This is a genomic window from Actinomycetospora aurantiaca, assembly GCF_037401875.1.
In the GTDB taxonomy this organism is placed as follows: Bacteria; Actinomycetota; Actinomycetes; order Mycobacteriales; family Pseudonocardiaceae; genus Actinomycetospora; species Actinomycetospora aurantiaca.
Genome location: NZ_JBBEGN010000010.1, coordinates 35,806 through 53,316, shown reverse-complemented (window position 1 = coordinate 53,316; position 17,511 = coordinate 35,806). Strand labels below are relative to the sequence as shown.

Genomic DNA, 17,511 nt, shown 5'->3' with positions numbered 1-17,511 from the left:
GTGGCCCCGCCGGCCCCGCCGGCCCCGCCGGCCCACCGCCGGGCCCCCCTGGCCGTCCGATGCCCCGCACGGAGGTCCCCCCGCCCGGTGCGTCGCCCCTCCCCGGGCCGACGCCGGCGCCGGGCCCGGTGCCGCCCGGGACCTCCCGTCCCCCGGACCCGGGTGCGACGCGCCCGCTGGGGGCGCAGCCCCGCGACGCCGCCACCGTGCCCGCCCGGGCGGTGCCGCCCGGTCCCGCCCGGCCGCCGGCGGCCCCCGCCGACGAGGCCACCCGCACCGTCCCGGCCCGTGTCGAGGAGGCCACCACCCGGCTCGCCGCCCTGGCGGACACCGCCGCGGTCCCCGGACGCGGGGCACCCCTCGCGTCGTGGACGGTGGGGGACTCCCGCGACGAGACCGTCCTGCTGCCGCGGCCGCCGCTGGAGCAGGACGCGCCCGCGGTGCCGGCGCCCCGCACGCCGAGCGACGAGCGCGACGACTCGTCGCTGGTGAAAGCCTCGGGCGGGATGGCGGTCGCGACCCTCGTCAGCCGCCTCACGGGCTTCCTGCGCACCCTGGCGCTGGCCGCCACGATCGGCCTCGAGTTCGTCGGCAGCGCCTTCCAGATCGCGAACACCCTCCCGAACATCATCTTCGAGCTGCTGCTCGGCGGCGTCCTGACCAGCGTCGTCATCCCGGTCCTCGTGCGCGCGGCCAAGGAGGACGGCGACGACGGGGACGCGTTCGCGCAGAAGCTCCTCTCCGGGGCCGCCGTGGCACTCGCGGTCGCGACGACGATCGCGGTCGTCGCCGCCCCGGTGCTCGTCCTGCCATACATCGAGAACGAGGCGTACCGCCCGCTCGCGATCGACTTCGCCTACCTGCTGCTGCCGCAGATCTTCTTCTACGGCATGGGGGCCCTGTTCGGGGCGATCCTCAACGCCCGCGCGGTGTTCGGCCCGGCCGCGTGGGCCCCGGTGCTCAACAACGTCGTCGTGCTCGGGGCGCTCGCGGTCTACTGGTTCCTGCCGAGCCCGCCCGACGGCGGGATCTCCACGACGCAGCTGCTGGTCGTCGGGGTGGGCAGCACGCTCGGGATCGTCCTCCAGGCGGCCGTGATGCTCCCGGCCATGCGGCGCACCGGCTTCCGCTGGAGGTGGCGCTTCGGGTGGGACCCGCGGCTGACCGCGTTCGGTGGGCTCGCCGCGTGGGTCGTCGCGTACGTGATCATCTCGCAGGTCGGTCTCACCGCGATCCTGCGCGTCGCCCTCTCCTCCGACCCCGGCGGGCCGTCGGTCTACGCGAACGCCTGGCTGCTCATCCAGGTGCCCTACGGCGTGCTCGGCGTGTCGCTGCTGACCGCCCTGATGCCCCGGATGAGCGCGGCCGCCGCCAACGGGCGCCTGGACCAGGTGGTGGCCGACCTGTCGCTCGGCTCCCGGCTCTCGACGGTGACCCTGCTCCCGGTCAGCGCGATCCTCACCGTCTTCGGCTCGCAGCTCGGCATCGCGATGTTCTCACTCGGCAAGTCCGGCGGCGCGTCGGCGGCGACCCTGGGCGCCACCCTGTCCGCGTCGGCGTTCGGGCTGCTCCCGATGGCGGTCGTGATGCTGCAGCTGCGCGTGTTCTACGCGATGGCCGACGCGCGGACGCCCACGCTGATCATGGTCGTGATGACGGCGGTCAAGGTCCCGCTGGCCTACCTGTGTCCCGTGCTCCTGGCGCCCGACCAGGTGGTCCTCGGCCTGGCCGCGGTCAACGCGTTCGGGTTCGTCGTCGGCTCGGTGGTCGGTGACGTCTGGCTGCGGTCGCGGCTCGGGCGCCTGGACACGCGCCGGGTGCTGCGCACGATGCTGCTCACCGGGCTGGCCTCGGTGATGGCGGTGCTGGTCGCCGTCCTGCTGATCACCCTGCTCGAGCGCCTGCTCCCCGGCAGCGGGGCGGTCGCGAAGGCGTGGCTGACGGTGCTGCTGGGCGGGGCGGTGTCGGTGGGCGTGCTGGCCGTCGCGATGCGGCTGCTGCGGGTCCCGGAGCTCGACCCGGTCGTGTCCCGGCTGCGACGCCTGGTCGGCCGCTGACGGCGCGGGCCGACACCGTTCGGGTTGCCGCGCGGTGAGAGGCGTCGCGCCCGGGCCTCGGGTCCACGACGCGGGCCCGGGTGTCCCGTAGTCTCACCGGGTGGCGTGATCGCGGGACGGCCGTCACGGGTGGGGCGAGCCCGGAGGTGAGGGGTGGACGACGCGATGAGCGCGCGGCGCGCGCCGGGTCCGGCCCCGTCCCGGACCGGCTCGAACGCGGTCGTCGACCCGGCCGAGACGGCGGGCGCCGTGGACCCCGACGCCGAGGCCGGCGCCCTGAAGGCGTCACCCGCGCCGACCGCGCCCGACCCCGACGCCCCGGCCGCCGGGAGCCCCGGGACCGACGGGCCGGACAGCCCCGCGGACCCGCCGGCCGAGTCGTCCCCGTCGTCCCCGTCGTCCCCGTCGTCCCCGTCCAGGTCCGGCCCGGATGCGCCGACCACCGCCGTGCCGCCGGTGCCGGCGTCGCCGGGGACCGGGATCGACGGCCCCACCACGTACCTCCCGGACGGCGCGCGTCGCGGCGGGACCGGGGGGCGCCCGGCGTCCGGCCGGCGGTCCGGCCGCCGCCCGATGCCGCCTCCCGGGCCCCGCACGCCGTCGTCGGGCCCCATCCCGGTCGGTCCGAACGGCGCCCTCGTGCCGGGCACCGTGATCGCGGACCGCTACCGGCTGGTCAGCGAGGTCGGTCGCGACCGGCCCGCCGACGCCGCGCTGTGGAAGGCCCGCGACACGACGCTGGAGCGCGACGTCGCCATGACCCTGCTCGTCGGCGGCTGGCAGGCCGACGTGCGGGCGTCGTCGGCCCTCTCCCGGGCGACCCGCTCGGCGCACTTCGCGCACCGGCACGCCGCCCGCGTCCTGGACGTCATCCAGCCCGGCTCGAGCCGTCTGCCCGCCGGGGTCCTGGGTGCCGCGGTGGCCGAGTGGACCCCCGGCCGCGACCTCGCCGAGCTGGTCGCGGGCGGGCCGCTCTCGCCGAGCGCGGCGCTGCGCGTGGTCGAACCACTGGCGCAGGCCGTGGCCGACGCCCACCGCGCCGGCCTGGTCCTCGGGCTGGACCACCCGCAGCGCGTCCGGGTCACCGCCCGCGCCAACGCCCGCCTGGCGTTCCCCATGCCGCGCGGCGACGCCGAGGTCGACGACGACGTCCGCGGGCTCGGCGCCACCCTCTACCTGCTGCTGACCGGCCGGTGGCCCTCGACCGACGGGACCACCCCGGCCGGGCTGAAGGCCGCACCGCGCACCGGCTCCGGGTCCGTCGCCCCGGTGCGGGACCTGCGCCCGGCCCTGCCCGTCGGGCTCGCGGCCCTGGTCGACCGCACCCTGGACGCCACCGGCGGCATCCGCACCGCCGCGGCCGTGCACGGGCTGATCCGCCAACTGCGCGAGGGCGCCGAGGACGACGGGGTGCTGCTGCCCCTCACCGAGGACGGGGTCCAGCTCGCCGAGGACGACGGCGCGGTGTGGCACCCCGACGACGAGGACTCCGACCGGCCGGACCCGGCCACCCGTCGCAAGCTGCGGATCGGCGTGACGCTGCTGGTCGTGGCGGTGCTCGCGATCGTCGCGTTCGTCGCCTTCCAGGCCGTGTCGCTGCTCGGCGGCGGGCCCTCGTCGGCGCCGCCGCTGGTCATCCCGACCTCCGCCGCGCCGGTGCCCGCACCGGCCGCGCCCTCCGCCGCGCCCGCGGTCCCGCCCGCCCCCGCCGCACCGGCCGGCCCGGTGCAGCTCGCGAGCATCGCGGTCTACGACCCGTCGGGGAACCCGGACAACCCCGACCGGGTGGGCCGCGCGGCCGACAACGACCCCTCGACGACATGGTCGACGTCGGACTACCGCCAGCAGTTCCCGGCGCTGAAGCCCGGGATCGGGCTGATGACGACCTTCCGCGCCCCGAGCCGGCCGGCCCAGGTCGTCGTCCGCTCGCCCAGCCCGGGCACCACGATCGAGATCCGCGCGGCGGCCGCCCCGAACCTCCCGCTGGCGCAGACCCAGCTGCTCGGGACGGGCACGGTCTCCGGCGACACCACGACGATCCCGCTGCAGGCCGGGGCGCCGACCGGCAACCTGCTCGTCTGGGTCACCGGGCTGGCGCAGTCCGACGGCGGCTACAGCAGCGAGATCGCCGAGGTCACGGTGATCGGCGGGAGCTGACGGCGGCCGGTTCTCCCGAACGGCCCCTGTGCCGTCGGCGGGCCGCCTAGCGTCCGCGGACGTGGACGACGAGCGCTCCGACGAGGCGCTGCTGACCGCGCACCTCGCGGGCGAGCCGCTCGCGTTCGACGAGATCGTGCGCCGCCACCGCGACCGCCTCTGGGTCTACGCGCTGCGCATCGTCCGCGACCACCACGACGCCTCCGACGTGGTGCAGGAGGCGCTGCTCTCGGCGTTCCGCCACGCGCCCCGCTGGCGCGGGGAGGCCTCGGTGAGCACCTGGCTGCGCCGCATCGTGCACCACGCCGCCCTCGACCGGCTGCGTCGCCGGCGCCACCGTGCCGCGGTCCCGCTGACCGAGTCCGTCGACGTGCCCCTGCGCCGGGATCCGATCCTGGACCGGGAGCGGGCCCTCGCCGTCGAGGACGCCCTCGGGCGGCTGCCCCTGCCGCAGCGGGCGGCCGTCGTGCTGGTCGACATGGAGGGGATGGCCGTGGCCGAGGCGGCGGCCGTGCTCGGGGTCAAGGAGGGCACCGTGAAGAGCCGTGCGGCCCGCGGGCGCTACCGGCTGGCCCTCCTGCTCGGGCACCTGCGCCCGGACGGCACCGGTCGGGGACCGATCGGGAACGATCCGGGGCCCGGCGACGTCCAAGCCCCCGGAGGCCACGTGCGCAGCCCGGCGGGAGGAGAGCGATGAACGAGCGGGCGCCCCGGGGAGGAGGACCCCCCGGCGACGCGGAGACGGACGCCGCCCTGCGCCACGGCGAGGGCGAGGCGCCGCGTCCCGGTGAGGAGGAGCTGTTCGCGGCTCTCGACCGCACCCGCGCCGACCTCGCCGCCGCCCCCCGCCCCGCGGCGCCCGAGGGGCTCGCGGCCGCCCTGGAGGCCGCCCTCGCCGCCGAGCGGTCGGCCTCCGGTCCCCCGCCCGGCCGGCCCGTGCCCACCCGCCCGGGTCGGCCGCGGCCACCGTCCCGGCCACCGTCCCTGCCGCCGTCCCGGCCACCGGGTCGCCGGCAGGGCACCCGCCGTCGCCTGCTCGCGGGAGGGCTGGTGGCGGTGGCCGTCGCCGCGGTGGTGGCGGGCGTGGTCGGGGTCGCCGGCGTGGGCAGCGGGCAGGGCGCCGGGCCGCGACCCCCGGCTCCGACCGCCGCACCGGCTCCGCCCGGTCCGGACGACCCGCTGGTGCTCTCCACCCGGGACCTCCCGCAGGCCCTGCGCTCGGGTCTGGGCGCCCGCGAGGCGGGCCCGGGGTCCGACCCGGCCGGGCGGGCCGGCTGCCTGGCCGCCCACGGGCTGCCGGCGGGCACCGTCCCGGCCGGCACGCGCGCGGTGGTCCTCGACGGGCGCCCCGGCACCCTCCACGTCCTCACCACCGGGCGCGCGGCGGTGTTCCGGCTGCTCGTCGTCGGTCCCGCCTGCGCCCCGGGCTCGCCGGACACCCTCGCGGACGTCGAGGTCGGTGGGTGAGTGGGCCGGACGACACCCGGTGGGGAATCCTGGGGAGGTGGGCGACGTTTCAGCGGGCGTGAGTGAGCAGACGATCCACGACGTGATCATCGTGGGTTCCGGACCGGCCGGCTACACCGCGGCGACCTATGCGGCCCGGGCGCAGCTCGACGTCGTGGTCTTCGAGGGCAGCCAGTTCGGTGGTGCTCTCATGACGACCACCGAGGTCGAGAACTACCCCGGGTTCGCCGAGGGCATCATGGGCCCGGACCTGATGGACCAGATGCGGCGGCAGGCCGAGCGGTTCGGCGCGGACCTGCGCCCCGCGGACGTCGACGCCCTGGACCTCGCGGCCGACGTGAAGACCGTGACGGTCGGGTCCGAGCAGCACCACGCCCGCTCGGTGATCCTCGCCATGGGCGCGGCCCCGCGCTACGTCGGGGTCCCCGGCGAGGAGAAGCTGCTGGGCCACGGCGTCAGCGCCTGTGCGACCTGTGACGGCTTCTTCTTCCGCGACCACGACATCGTGGTGGTCGGCGGCGGCGACTCGGCGATGGAGGAGGCCACCTTCCTCACCCGCTTCGCCCGATCGGTGACGATCGTGCACCGCCGCGAGGAGTTCCGGGCCTCCGGGATCATGCTGGAGCGGGCCCGCGCGAACGACAAGATCCGCTTCCGGACGAACGCCGTGGTCACCGAGGTGCTCGGCGACACGGCCGTCACCGGTGTGCGGGTCCGCGACGTCGTCACCGGCGAGGAGGACACCCTGGACGCGACCGGGATGTTCGTCGCGATCGGGCACGACCCGCGCTCCGCGCTCCTCACCGGGCAGGTCGACACCGACGACGAGGGCTACGTCCTCGTCGACCACCCGAGCACGTACACGAACCTGCCGGGTGTGTTCGCCTGCGGAGACCTCACGGACAAGACCTACCAGCAGGCCGTCACGGCCGCGGGCAGCGGCTGCACGGCCTCGATCGACGCCGAGCGCTGGCTCGCCGAGAACCCGGCCACCGCGACGCCGGCGACGTCGCCCAAACCCGGCGCCGGCACCGAGCTCGACCCGGAGCTGGACGCCGTCCCGGCGTCCTGACCCCGACCCCTCAGACCCCATCCGTCCCCGTCACGAAGGAGCCCCCATGGGCAGCCCGATCAACGTCACCGACTCCACGTTCTCGGACGAGGTGCTCAACAGCGACAAGCCCGTCGTCGTCGACTTCTGGGCCACCTGGTGCGGGCCGTGCAAGATGGTCGCCCCGGTGCTCGAGGAGATCGCCCAGGAGCACGGCGACAAGATCACCGTGGCCAAGCTGGACATCGACCAGAACCAGGCCACGGCGCGTGACTACCAGGTCATGTCGATCCCCACGATGATCGTGTTCCAGGGCGGCAAGCCGGTGAAGCAGATCGTGGGCGCGAAGCCGAAGGCCGCGCTGCTCGACGACCTCTCCGACGTGCTCGCCTGAGTCGGCACGACGCACCACCGACGCCGGGTCCGGACCCCGTCCGGGCCCGGCGTCGTCGTTCCCGAACCCGAACCGTGACCCTCCGGCGCGGGCCCGATGCCGGGTGCGCGCGGGGCGACAGGGCACAATGAGGTCCGAGTGAGTCGGTGCCCGCCGGGACCGGCCCCTCGGCAGGCACCGGACTTCGACGGGAGCGACCGTATGCAGCTGCTCAGCCGCGGCGACACCGGTCCGGCGGTCGCCGAGGTCCGCGCAGCGCTCGAGGCCCTGGGCCTGCTCGAGCCCGCGGACGCCGCGCACTCCGTGTTCGACGCCGCGCTGTTCGACTCCGCGCTCGAGGACGCCGTCCGCGCCTTCCAGCAGAACCGCGGGCTGATCACGGACGGCGTCGTCGGGACCGCGACCTACCGCGCGCTGCGGGACGCCCGCTGGTCGCTGGGCGACCGCATGCTCTGCCTGCAGACCACGAACATGATGACCGGCGACGACGTGTTCGCCCTCCAGGAGCGCCTGCTCGAGCTCGGCTACGACTCCGGCCGCGCCGACGGCGCCTTCGGCCGGCAGACCGAGCAGGCGCTGCGCAGCTTCCAGCGTGACTACGGGATGGCCCCGGACGGCATCTGCGGGCCCCGCACGCTGCGCCACCTCGGCTACCTCGGCCGCAAGGTCACCGGTGGCCGCCCCGGCCTGCTGCGCGAGCAGGAGCGGCTGCACAAGGCCGGGCCGCGGCTCTCCGGCAAGCGCATCGTGATCGATCCGGGTCACGGCGGGTCGCACCCGGGCGGAGCCGTCGGCGACGTCACCGAGGCCGGCCTGGTCTCCGACATCGCCCGCCGTCTCGAGGGCCGCATGTCGGCCGCGGGCATGGAGGCGCTGCTCTCCCACGGCCCGCAGGACTGCCCGACCGACGCCGAACGCGCCGGCTTCGCGAACTCCGCCGGCGCCGACGTCGTGCTCTCGCTGCACATCGACGCCAACCCCAGCCCGGCCGCGAACGGGCTCGCCGCCTTCCACTTCGGCACCGGGACCGGCGCCACGTCCACCGTGGGCGAGGCCCTGGCGGGCTACATCCACCGCGAGCTGCTCGCCCGCACCCGGATGACCGACTGCGGCGTGCACCCGCGTCCGTGGGAGCTCCTGCGGCTGACCCGGATGCCCGCGGTGCGCGTCGAGATCGGCTACCTGACCAACGACTCGGACCGCCACCGCCTGCTCGACCCGGCGTTCCGCGACGTCGTCGCCGAGGGGATCCTCGTGGCGGTCAAGCGGCTCTACCTGCTGGGGCAGAACGACAAGCCGACCGGCACGTTCACCTTCTCCGACATCCTGCAGCGCGAAGAGGGCAGCCCGATCGGTGCCTGACGGCCCGTGAGCACTCCTGGCCGCCATGGCGACCGGAAGTGCTCACGAGGCGAGGCCACCTACCGCGGCACCGGGGCGCCCACCGGAGCGGCGGGCGCCGTCGTCACCGTCACCGAGCCGAGCAGCTGCGCGATCGCGGCCTCGACGTCCTCCTTCCAGGAGAACCCGGTGCGCATCTCGAGGCGCAGGCGCGGCCAGCGGTGGTGCGGGGCGACGGTCTTGAAGCCGACCGCCCGCAGGAACGCCGCGGGCAGCACGCAGGTCGGGCCGTCCTCGGCCGTGCGGCCGTGCGCCTCGCCGCGGGGCCGGTCGGCGGCGTCCCCGAAGGCCTCCAGGGCCTTCACACCGCGCCGGGAGAGGTCGCGGACGACGTCCTGCACCAGCAACCGCCCGATCCCGACCTCGGCGAAGTCGGGTACGACGTGCACGCCGCACAGCAGCACCGCGTCGGCGCCGACCGGGGCGGTGGGGAACGCGGCGGCCCGGGGCACGGCGGCCGGCGGCGCGTAGAAGGCGTAACCGGCGGGGACGCCGTCCACGTGGGCGATCCGGCCGCACGACCCCCACTCGAGCAGGACCCCGGAGACCCACGCCTCCTTCTCCAGCTCGAGCGTGCCGAACTCCTCGGCCTGGCTCCCCAGGTGCGGCGGGAGCTCCCAGTAGACGCACCGACGGCTGCCCTTGGGCAGCTCCTCGATGTTGTCGAGGGTGATCCCGACACACTCTCGCGACACCGACACTCCCGTCTGCCTCCACCGGCGGCCCGATCGGGCGGGACCTCGAGCCCCGCATCCACACCGGCCCTGGCATGCGTACTCTCCTGCGCCGCCCCCGACAATACGGGCGGCCCGGGTCGGGTGATCGGCTGCGGGTGACGGGCGCCGGGCGGTCGTCGGGACGCGACGTGACGACGCTCGCCCCGGGTCACGCGAACCGGCGCGTAGAGTCACGACGATCCTGTCGCGGAGATGATCACGGAGAGTCGCTGATGACGCCGACGCCCCCCGTCCCCCGTCCCGACGCCCTCCCCGGGGCCGGCGCGGCGGCGGCAGCGGGCGCGGCGGTCGGCACCGTGTCGACCGGCTCCACCGGCGACCCGCACTCCGACCGGTACGCGGCCCGCACCGCCGGCATGACGGCCTCGGAGATCCGGGCGCTGTTCGCCGTCGCCAGCCGGCCGGAGGTGGTGTCCCTCGCGGGCGGGATGCCGAACCTGGCCGCGCTCCCGCTGGACTCGCTCGCCCGAGAGGTCGGCGGGCTCATCGCCGCCGAGGGGCAGAGCGCGCTGCAGTACGGGTCCGCGCAGGGCGTCCCGGTGTTGCGCGAGCAGATCGGCGAGGTCATGGCCTTCGAGGCCGGGTCGACCTCGGCCACCGGCGGGTTCGCCCCGGACGACGTGGTGGTCACGGTCGGCTCCCAGTCGGCGCTGGACATGCTGACCCGCCTGTTCGTCGACCCGGGGGACGTCGTGCTCGCGGAGTCGCCCTCGTACGTGGGCGCGCTGGGCTCGTTCGCCGCCTACCAGGCCGAGGTCCGCCACGTCGCCATGGACGACGACGGGCTGGTGCCCGCGGCCCTGGAGGAGGCCCTGCAGCGCCTGGCCGCCGAGGGCAGGCGCGCGAAGTTCCTCTACACGGTGCCGAACTTCCACAACCCGGTCGGCGTCTCGCTGGCCGCCGAGCGCCGGCCGGAGATCGTGGAGACGTGCCGGCGCCACGGCGTGCTGATCGTGGAGGACAACCCGTACGGCCTGTTGGGCTTCGACGGGCAGACCTACCCCTCGTTGCGGTCGCTCGACCCGGACAACGTGGTGTACCTGGGGTCGTTCTCCAAGATCTTCGCCTCCGGGCTCCGCGTCGGGTGGGCGCTGGCGCCGCACGGCATCAAGGACAAGCTCGTGCTGGCCGCCGAGTCGGCCACGCTCTGCCCGCCGGCGTTCACCCAGCTCGTCGTCTCGCGCTACCTCGCCACCCACGACTGGCGCAGCCTGGTCAAGTCCTTCCGCGAGATGTACCGCGAGCGCTGCGACGCCATGCTGGGCGCACTCGAGGTCCACCTGCCCGAGGGCTGCCGCTGGACGCGGCCCCGCGGCGGCTTCTTCGTCTGGGCCACGGTCCCCGAGGGCGTGGACACGCGCGCGATGCTGCCGCGTGCGATCACGGCGCGGGTCGCGTACGCCTCCGGGACCGGGTTCCACGCCGACGGGTCCGGGGCCCGGCACATGCGGCTCTCGTTCTGCTACCCGCCGCCGGAACGGATCACCGAGGGCGTCCGCCGCCTGGCCGGGGTCCTGGAGGGCGAGCTGGAGGTGCTGCGCACCTTCGGGCTGTCCGGCCCGGGTGCGCGCCCCACCGCGGGCCCGCCCGGCCCGCAGGCGCCGGCGGTCGACACCGCCTGAGGCGTCCCGACGGCGGGTCGGTGCGGGCTGGCTAGGGTCCTCGCGTGTCCACGTCAGCCGCACCGCCCGTCCCGACGTCCGAGCGGACGGTCGCCGTCCTCGCCGGGGGCCTCTCCCACGAGCGGGACGTGTCGCTGCGCTCCGGACGGCGGATCGCCACCGTGCTGCGCGACGCCGGCGCGACCGTGGACGAGTGGGACACCGACGCGGCCCTGCTCGGACGGCTGGCCTCGACACGCCCGGACGCGGTGGTGATCGCCCTGCACGGTGGCGAGGGCGAGAACGGCGCCGTGCAGAGCGTGCTGGAGCTGATGGGCGTCCCGTTCGTGGGCACGCAGGGACGCGCGTGCCGGCGTGCCCACGACAAGCCGAGCGCGAAGGCGGAGCTCGTGCGGGCCGGGATCGCCACCCCGGAGTGGGTCGCCCTGCCGCACACCACGTTCCGCGAGCTCGGGGCCGCTGCGGTCCTCGACGCGCTGGTCGCACGGCTCGGACTGCCGCTGATGCTCAAGCCCGACCAGGGCGGGTCCGCCCTCGGCGCCCAGGTGGTCCGGGACGCCTCCGAGCTGCCCTCGGCGATGGTCGGAGCGCTGGCCTACTCCGAGACCGTGCTCGTGGAGCGCTTCGTCGAGGGCGTCGAGGTGGCGGTGTCGGTCGTCGAGGACGGGGACGGTCCGGTCGCGCTGCCCGCCGTCGAGGTCGTCCCGGAGAGCGGCGTCTACGACTACACCGCCCGCTACACCGCCGGCCTGACCCGGTTCCACTGCCCGGCCCGGCTCGACGCCGCCGTGGCGCGTCGCGTCGCCGAGACCGCGGTCGCCGCCCACCGCGCCCTCGGGCTGCGGGACCTCTCGCGGACGGACGCCATCGTCGACGCCGACGGCGGGGTGGCGGTGCTCGAGGTGAACGTGTCGCCGGGTCTGACCGAGACCTCGTTGTTGCCGCGGGCCATCGAGGCTGCGGGCCGCGACCTCGGCGAGGTCTTCGGCCGGCTGGTGGACCGCGCCGCGTTCCGGGACGTGGAGCTCTCCCCGCGTCCGTGACCGCAGCGGCGATCTCAGGGCGCCCTGAGATCGCCGCTGAGCGCCCGGACGATCAGGTCTGGGGCGGGGAGCCCGGGAGCCCCTTCAGGTCCATCAGCGACGCGATGCGCTCCAGATCGTCGACGGAACCGAACTCGACGACGATCCGTCCCTTGCGCTGGCCCAGCTCGACCTTGACCCGGGTGTCGTACGCGTCGGAGAGCCGCTCGGCGAGGTCCTGCAGCCCGGGGGCGTGCAGTTTGCGGGTGGGGGAGCGGCGCCGGGCGGCGGTCGGCTCGTCGCCGCGGGCGAGGGTCACGGCCTCCTCGGCCGCGCGCACGGACAGGCCCTCGGCGACGATCCGCGCCGCGAGTTCCTCCTGGGCGCCGGCGTCCTCCATGCCGAGCAGGGCGCGCGCGTGTCCGGCGGACAGCACCCCGGCCGCGACCCGACGCTGCACGGCGACCGGGAGCCGCAGCAGCCGGATCGTGTTGGTGATCGCCGGCCGACTCCGGCCGATGCGGTCCGCGAGCTGCTCGTGCGTCACGTCGAACTCGGTCAGCAGCTGCTGGTAGGCGGCCGCCTCCTCCAGCGGGTTGAGCTGGACGCGGTGAATGTTCTCGAGGAGCGCGTCGCGCAGGAGGTCGTCGTCGGAGGTCTTCCGGACGATCGCCGGGATGTGGGTGAGCCCGGCGCGCTGCGCGGCCCGCCAGCGCCGCTCGCCCATGACGAGCTCGTGGGTGAGCTCGACGCCGGCCTCACCTGGCACCGGCGTCTCGAGCTCGCGGACGACGATCGGCTGCAGGAGCCCGAACTCCCGCACGGAGTGCTCGAGCTCGGCGAGGGCCTCCTCGTCGAAGACGGTCCGCGGCTGGCGCGGGTTGGCCCGGATGCCGTCGACCCGCACCTCGCGGTAGACCGCACCCGCGACCGAGCCGCCGTCGACCGCCGGCGGGTCCACCGACTCCGGGTCGGCGGGGGCGTCCGGACGGCTGCGTTGGCCGATGACGACGTCGGCGGCGCGCGTGCCCACCTCGGGTCGCGCGTCGGGGCCCGGCTCGGGTGGTCCGGTGGGGATCAGGGCGGCGAGACCGCGTCCGAGGCCGCCGCGGCGCTCCGTCATGCCCGCTCTCCCGCGCTCGCGCCGGCACGGCGGTCGGCGACGGCGGCCCGCATCGCGAACTCGCGGGCCGCGTCGAGGTAGCTCATCGCCCCGCGGGATCCGGGGTCGTAGGTGAGGACGGTCTGCCCGAAGCCGGGTGCCTCGCTCACCTTCACGCTGCGCGGGATCACGGTGCGCAGGACCAGGTCGCCGAAGTGGTTGCGCACCTCGTGGGTCACCTGGTCGGCCAGCTTCGTGCGGCCGTCGTACATGGTGAGCAGGATCGTGGAGACGTGCAGCCGCGGGTTGAGGTGCGACTGCACCAGCCCGATGTTGTTGAGCAGCTGGCTCAGCCCCTCCAGCGCGTAGTACTCGCACTGGATCGGGATCAGCACCTCGGGCGCGGCCACCATCGCGTTCAACGTGAGCAGCCCGAGCGACGGCGGGCAGTCCACCAGGACGTAGTCCACGTCGAGCGCGTCCAGGGCCTCGGTCGAGAGAGCCTGCCGGAGCCGCGACTCGCGGTTCATCATCGACACGAGCTCGATCTCCGCACCCGCGAGGTCGATCGTCGCCGGGACGCACAGCAGGTCCTCGGATCGGTCGCACACCTGGGCGGCCTGGTCGAGCGTGAGCTCCCCGATGAGGACCTCGTAGATCGAGGGGACACCGCTGCGGTGGTCGACCCCGAGCGCCGTGCTCGCGTTGCCCTGCGGATCGAGGTCCACGACCAGGACCCGGGCCCCGTGCAGCGCGAGGGCCGCGGCCAGGTTGACCGTGCTCGTCGTCTTGCCGACCCCGCCCTTCTGGTTGGCCACCGTGATGATGCGGCGCCGCGACGGCCGCGGCATGCGGTGGTCCTCGGGGTGCAGCACCCGTGCCGCCCGGGCGGCCTCCTCCGCGATCGGGGTCATCCCACCCCCGTCGCCGTGCAGGACCTCGCCCGCGCCGAGCACGCCGGCGCCGACCGTGGAGACCGCCTCGCTCACGGCCTCCCGGACCTTCTCGGCGCTCGCCCGGTCCGGTCGCGGCCGTGTTTCACGTGGAACGGCCTGTCCTTTGGTCACGAGGATCGATCCTTCCTGCCGCGGCTCCGCCGTCCTCCGGCGGGGCCCGAGCCGGCGGTGTCGTTCCGGTCGGTCCTGGCCCGCCGCTCCGTCCGATGTACCACCACGATGTGCGTGAGGGCGTCTCCCGCGCCGCGCGTGACGACCTCGACGTCCCCACCGCCCGCGGCCCGGAGCTCGGCGGCGTCCCGGCGCACCTCGTCCTGCGCGCTGGCGCCCTTGAGCGCCACCAGTCTCCCACCCGGCCGGACGAGGGGGAGCGTCCAGGCCGCCAGTCGACCCATCGGCGCAACGGCCCGCGCGGTCACGACGTCGGACTCGCCCACCGCCCTCCGCGTCTCCCGCTCCTCGGCCCGCCCTCGGACCACGGTGACGTCGAGATCGAGCGCCGCGGCCGTCTCCTCGAGCCACGCGACCCGCCGGGCCATCGGCTCGAGCAACGTGATCCGCAGGTCCGGCCGGGCCAGCGCCAGCGGGATTCCGGGCAGCCCCGCGCCCGAGCCGACGTCCACGACCGAGGAGCCCTCGGGAACGACGTGACCGACCCAGGCGGAGTTGACCAGGTGCCGGTCCCACAGCCGGGGGAGCTCGCGGGGTCCGATGACGCCCTGTTCCCGTCCCGGACCCGCCAGGAGCTCCGCGTACCGACGGGCCCGGGAAAGGGCCTCACCGAAGAGCTCGACCGCCTCCGGTGTCGGGGAGGACGGTCCGTCCACCTGGTCCTGCTTCTCGACGCTCACGACCGCGCGCCTGTTCCACGTGGAACAGGGCCCGCCGTGCCGGTCATCCCCGACCGGGCAGGACGACCACGCGGCGGCGGGGCTCCTCGCCCTCGCTCTCGCTGTGGACGCCGTCGACCGCGGCCACGGCGTCGTGCACGATCTTCCGCTCGAACGGCGTCATCGGGCGGAGCTTCTGGCTCTCGCCGGAGTCGCGCACCTCCTCGGCCGTCCGGCGCCCGAGGTCGGTCAGCTCCGACCGGCGGTTCGAGCGCCAGCCGGCGATGTCCAGCATCAGCCGGTTCCGCGTCCCCGTCGACTGCTGCACGGCGAGCCTGGTCAGCTCCTGCAGCGCCTCCAGGACGTCGCCCCGCTGCCCGACGAGCTTCTCGAGGTCCTTACCGCCGTCGATGCTCACGATCGCCCGGCCGGCCTCGACGTCGAGGTCGATGTCCCCGTCGAAGTCGAGGATGTCGAGCAACCGCTCGAGGTAGTCCCCGGCGATGTCGCCCTCGCGCACGAGGACGTCCTGCGTCGCGGTCTCGCCCTCGGCGGGCCCGGCGGCCCCGGCGTCACCGCCGGTCCTGCCGTCCGACTCCAGGGTCTCGGACACGGCCTGTCTCCTCTCGCCGGGCCGCGTCGTGCGGCCCTCCGGTCCGACCGGCCGATCCTCATGGGGCGAGGGACGGCGGGCGGGGGTGGTCGATGCGCTGTCCGGCGCCCGTCCGCACGACGGAGGGCGCCCGGTCGTCAGCGGCGCTTCTTGGACTTCTTGCCCGGGCGGGACGAGGCCAGCTGCCCGGACCCGCGACCGTTCTTCGACGCCGAGCCGTTCTTGCCGGCCGGGGAGTTGACCTTGCCGGGCGCCGCCCGGCCGCTGCTCTTGCCGGTGACCGGACGGGCCCCGGGTCGCGGCTTCGACGGCGCGGCCTCGGCGACCGGCTCCTCGACCGGCTCGTCCGTCGGCTCGTCCACCGCAGCGGAGGCCGGGGCGTTCGCGGCCGCACGCTTCGGCTTCTGGCCGGGCTTCGGGGCGAGGAGGTCACGCTGGGCCGCGGCCTGCGCCCGCTGCTCCTCCTCCTCGCGGGCGATCTTGCCGTAGACCAGGTACTGCTGGGTCAGCGTCCAGGAGTTGTTGGCCAGCCAGTACAGCAGGATCGCGATCGGGAAGAAGACACCGAAGACGAGCACACCGAGCGGGAAGAGCCACATCGTCAGCTTCTGCATGATCGCCGCCTGCGGGTTGGCGGCGGCGGCCGGCGATTGGTGGGCCGCGGAGACGCGGGCGGTGAAGTGGGTGGCGACGCTCGCGATGATCATCAGGGGCAGCGCCACCGGGATGACGTGGGCGTTGAACGTGCCGCCGAGCGAGAGGGAGCCGACGGCCGCGAGGTTGCCGCTGATCGCGTCGGACAACTTGGCGCCGAAGATGGTGGCGTTGTCGAACGACTGGATGTCGGCGTAGCTGAAGACGTAGTTGTACGCGTAGTCCAGCCGGAAGCCGCGCAGCACGTGGAACAGACCGATGAAGACAGGTACCTGCACGAGGACCGGCAGGCAGCCACCCAGCGGATTGACGCCGTGCTCCTTCTGGAGCTTCTGCATCTCCTCCGCGAGCTTCTGGCGGTCGTTCTTGTACTTCTCCTGCAGCTTCTTGATCTGCGGCTGGAACTCCTGCATCTTCCGCATCGAGCGGACCTGGCTGACGAACGGCTTGAACAGCAGCGCGCGCAGCGTGAAGACCAGGAAGATCACGGCCAGGGCCCAGGCGAACCCGTTGTCGGCGCCGAAGAGGAAGCCGAACACCTTGTGCCAGAACCACAGGATGCCCGAGACCGGGTAGTAGATGAAGTTCAGCACGACGCTTGCTCCTCGCTGGCGGGGGCCGCGGCTCCCTCGGGGGCGGTGCGACCGGCGTCCGGGGTCTCCGGTCGGCGACGACGGCGCGGGGGCACGGGGTCCAGGCCACCAGGGTGCCAGGGCGCGCACTTGAGCAGGCGCACCACGGCGAGATCGGAGCCCAGGAGGACTCCGTGGACCCGGACGGCCTCGACCGCGTAGGCGCTGCACGTCGGGTGGAACCGACAGTGCGGCGGGAACATCGGGGAGATCCAGCGGCGGTAGACGCCCAGCAGGGCGATCACGACGCGTGCCGCGGGACCGGGACGGCGGGCGTGCGGCGGCTCCGGGGACTCCCGGACACCGGCCTCGCTCACGTCGTCTCCCTCGGAGTGGAACACCGCCTCGTCGCGCTCCATGGTGCCCGTGGCGGCGACCCGGGGCGAGGTGCCCGGCGCGGCTGCCGTCGTCGGGGCCGTCACGCGCCCGCCTCCGGTCCGACCACGTGCAGCCGCGGGACGAGCCCGAGGCGCCGCAGGGCGGCGTCGAGGTCGTCCGCGAGCTCCGCCGACGACGACCCGGCCGCGGCGGGATGGGCGCGCACCACGAGGGCCGTGTCCCCCGGGAGCACCGCCAGACGGTCCGCCACCAGGTGCCGGAGCCGTCGCGTGAGGCGGTGCCGCTCCACCGAGTTGCCCACCGAGCGCCCGACCACGAAGCCGGCGCGGGCCGGTGCCGTGGGGTCGGTGCCCGTCAGCGCGTGCACCGACAGCCGCCGGCGACCGGCCTTGCGGCCGCGACGCAGGACGACCCGGAAGTCGACGGGTCGCCGGACGCGGTGTGCCCGGGGCAGCACGCGGGCACCGACCGGAGGCC

Annotated in this window: 17 protein-coding genes; 9 read left to right on the top strand and 8 right to left on the bottom strand. The window is 75.2% G+C overall.

Translation table 11 applies throughout. The features are described 5' to 3' along the window. The first annotated feature begins 59 nt into the window (after positions 1-59). The 7 genes from murJ to WCD74_RS19530 all read left to right on the top strand — a co-directional run bounded on the left by murJ (position 60) and on the right by WCD74_RS19530 (position 8,488). On the top strand, positions 60-2,057 hold the full coding sequence (gene murJ / locus WCD74_RS19560; RefSeq protein ID WP_337696548.1) for a murein biosynthesis integral membrane protein MurJ: 1,998 nt from the start codon (positions 60-62) through the stop codon (positions 2,055-2,057). Between the two features lie 165 nt (positions 2,058-2,222). Continuing rightward, the gene (locus tag WCD74_RS19555) at positions 2,223-4,214 is read left to right on the top strand and encodes a protein kinase family protein (RefSeq protein ID WP_337696547.1); all 1,992 of its coding nucleotides are present in this window, start codon (positions 2,223-2,225) and stop codon (positions 4,212-4,214) included. A 61-nt stretch (positions 4,215-4,275) separates the two neighbouring features. Then, a complete protein-coding gene (gene sigM / locus WCD74_RS19550) occupies positions 4,276-4,911 on the top strand; it encodes an RNA polymerase sigma factor SigM (RefSeq protein ID WP_337696546.1) in 636 nt (211 codons plus the stop codon). Continuing rightward, positions 4,908-5,681 (top strand): RsmA family anti-sigma factor, encoded by a 774-nt coding sequence (locus WCD74_RS19545; RefSeq protein ID WP_337696545.1) that lies wholly within the window; start codon positions 4,908-4,910, stop codon positions 5,679-5,681. The genes sigM and WCD74_RS19545 overlap by 4 nt, the downstream gene beginning before the upstream one ends. Before the next feature lie 58 nt (positions 5,682-5,739). Continuing rightward, positions 5,740-6,753 (top strand): thioredoxin-disulfide reductase, encoded by a 1,014-nt coding sequence (gene trxB / locus WCD74_RS19540; RefSeq protein ID WP_337696544.1) that lies wholly within the window; start codon positions 5,740-5,742, stop codon positions 6,751-6,753. Between the two features lie 46 nt (positions 6,754-6,799). Beyond that, positions 6,800-7,126 (top strand): thioredoxin, encoded by a 327-nt coding sequence (trxA, locus tag WCD74_RS19535; RefSeq protein WP_337696543.1) that lies wholly within the window; start codon positions 6,800-6,802, stop codon positions 7,124-7,126. Positions 7,127-7,327: 201 nt separating this feature from the next. Then, positions 7,328-8,488: an N-acetylmuramoyl-L-alanine amidase gene (locus tag WCD74_RS19530; protein WP_337696542.1), complete on the top strand. Its 1,161-nt coding sequence runs from the start codon at positions 7,328-7,330 to the stop codon at positions 8,486-8,488. 59 nt (positions 8,489-8,547) lie between these two features. On the opposite strand, the gene WCD74_RS19525 is transcribed toward WCD74_RS19530, so the two are convergent. Then, a complete protein-coding gene (locus tag WCD74_RS19525; RefSeq protein ID WP_337696541.1) occupies positions 8,548-9,222 on the bottom strand; it encodes a GNAT family N-acetyltransferase in 675 nt (224 codons plus the stop codon). A gap of 254 nt (positions 9,223-9,476) precedes the next feature. Here WCD74_RS19525 and WCD74_RS19520 point away from each other — a divergent pair, with 254 nt between their 5' ends. Together WCD74_RS19520 and WCD74_RS19515 are read left to right on the top strand one after the other, a co-directional pair. Continuing rightward, positions 9,477-10,886 (top strand): aminotransferase-like domain-containing protein, encoded by a 1,410-nt coding sequence (locus WCD74_RS19520; protein ID WP_337696540.1) that lies wholly within the window; start codon positions 9,477-9,479, stop codon positions 10,884-10,886. A 44-nt stretch (positions 10,887-10,930) separates the two neighbouring features. After that, positions 10,931-11,929, top strand: a complete 999-nt coding sequence (locus WCD74_RS19515; RefSeq protein ID WP_337696539.1) for a D-alanine--D-alanine ligase family protein — start codon at positions 10,931-10,933, stop codon at positions 11,927-11,929. 52 nt (positions 11,930-11,981) lie between these two features. Here the strand turns inward: WCD74_RS19515 and WCD74_RS19510 are convergent, their stop codons facing one another. The 7 genes from WCD74_RS19510 to rnpA all read right to left on the bottom strand — a co-directional run bounded on the left by WCD74_RS19510 (position 11,982) and on the right by rnpA (position 17,491). After that, a complete protein-coding gene (locus WCD74_RS19510) occupies positions 11,982-13,031 on the bottom strand; it encodes a ParB/RepB/Spo0J family partition protein (protein ID WP_337696538.1) in 1,050 nt (349 codons plus the stop codon). Then, positions 13,028-13,924: a ParA family protein gene (locus WCD74_RS19505; protein ID WP_337696672.1), complete on the bottom strand. Its 897-nt coding sequence runs from the start codon at positions 13,922-13,924 to the stop codon at positions 13,028-13,030. The genes WCD74_RS19510 and WCD74_RS19505 overlap by 4 nt, the downstream gene beginning before the upstream one ends. Positions 13,925-14,073: 149 nt before the next feature. Further along, the gene (rsmG, locus tag WCD74_RS19500) at positions 14,074-14,817 is read right to left on the bottom strand and encodes a 16S rRNA (guanine(527)-N(7))-methyltransferase RsmG (protein WP_337696537.1); all 744 of its coding nucleotides are present in this window, start codon (positions 14,815-14,817) and stop codon (positions 14,074-14,076) included. Positions 14,818-14,860: 43 nt separating this feature from the next. Further along, entirely contained in the window at positions 14,861-15,409 is a 549-nt protein-coding gene (locus tag WCD74_RS19495) for a Jag family protein (RefSeq protein WP_337696536.1), read from the bottom strand. Between the two features lie 137 nt (positions 15,410-15,546). After that, positions 15,547-16,656, bottom strand: coding sequence for a membrane protein insertase YidC (gene yidC / locus WCD74_RS19490; protein WP_337696535.1), 1,110 nt, complete (start codon positions 16,654-16,656; stop codon positions 15,547-15,549). Then, positions 16,650-17,117 (bottom strand): membrane protein insertion efficiency factor YidD, encoded by a 468-nt coding sequence (yidD, locus tag WCD74_RS19485; protein ID WP_337696534.1) that lies wholly within the window; start codon positions 17,115-17,117, stop codon positions 16,650-16,652. The genes yidC and yidD overlap by 7 nt, the downstream gene beginning before the upstream one ends. Next, complete coding sequence (gene rnpA, locus WCD74_RS19480; RefSeq protein ID WP_337696533.1) at positions 17,114-17,491, bottom strand: ribonuclease P protein component; 378 nt, start codon at positions 17,489-17,491, stop codon at positions 17,114-17,116. Before rnpA ends, yidD begins: the two co-directional genes overlap by 4 nt. Positions 17,492-17,511: the final 20 nt, after the last annotated feature.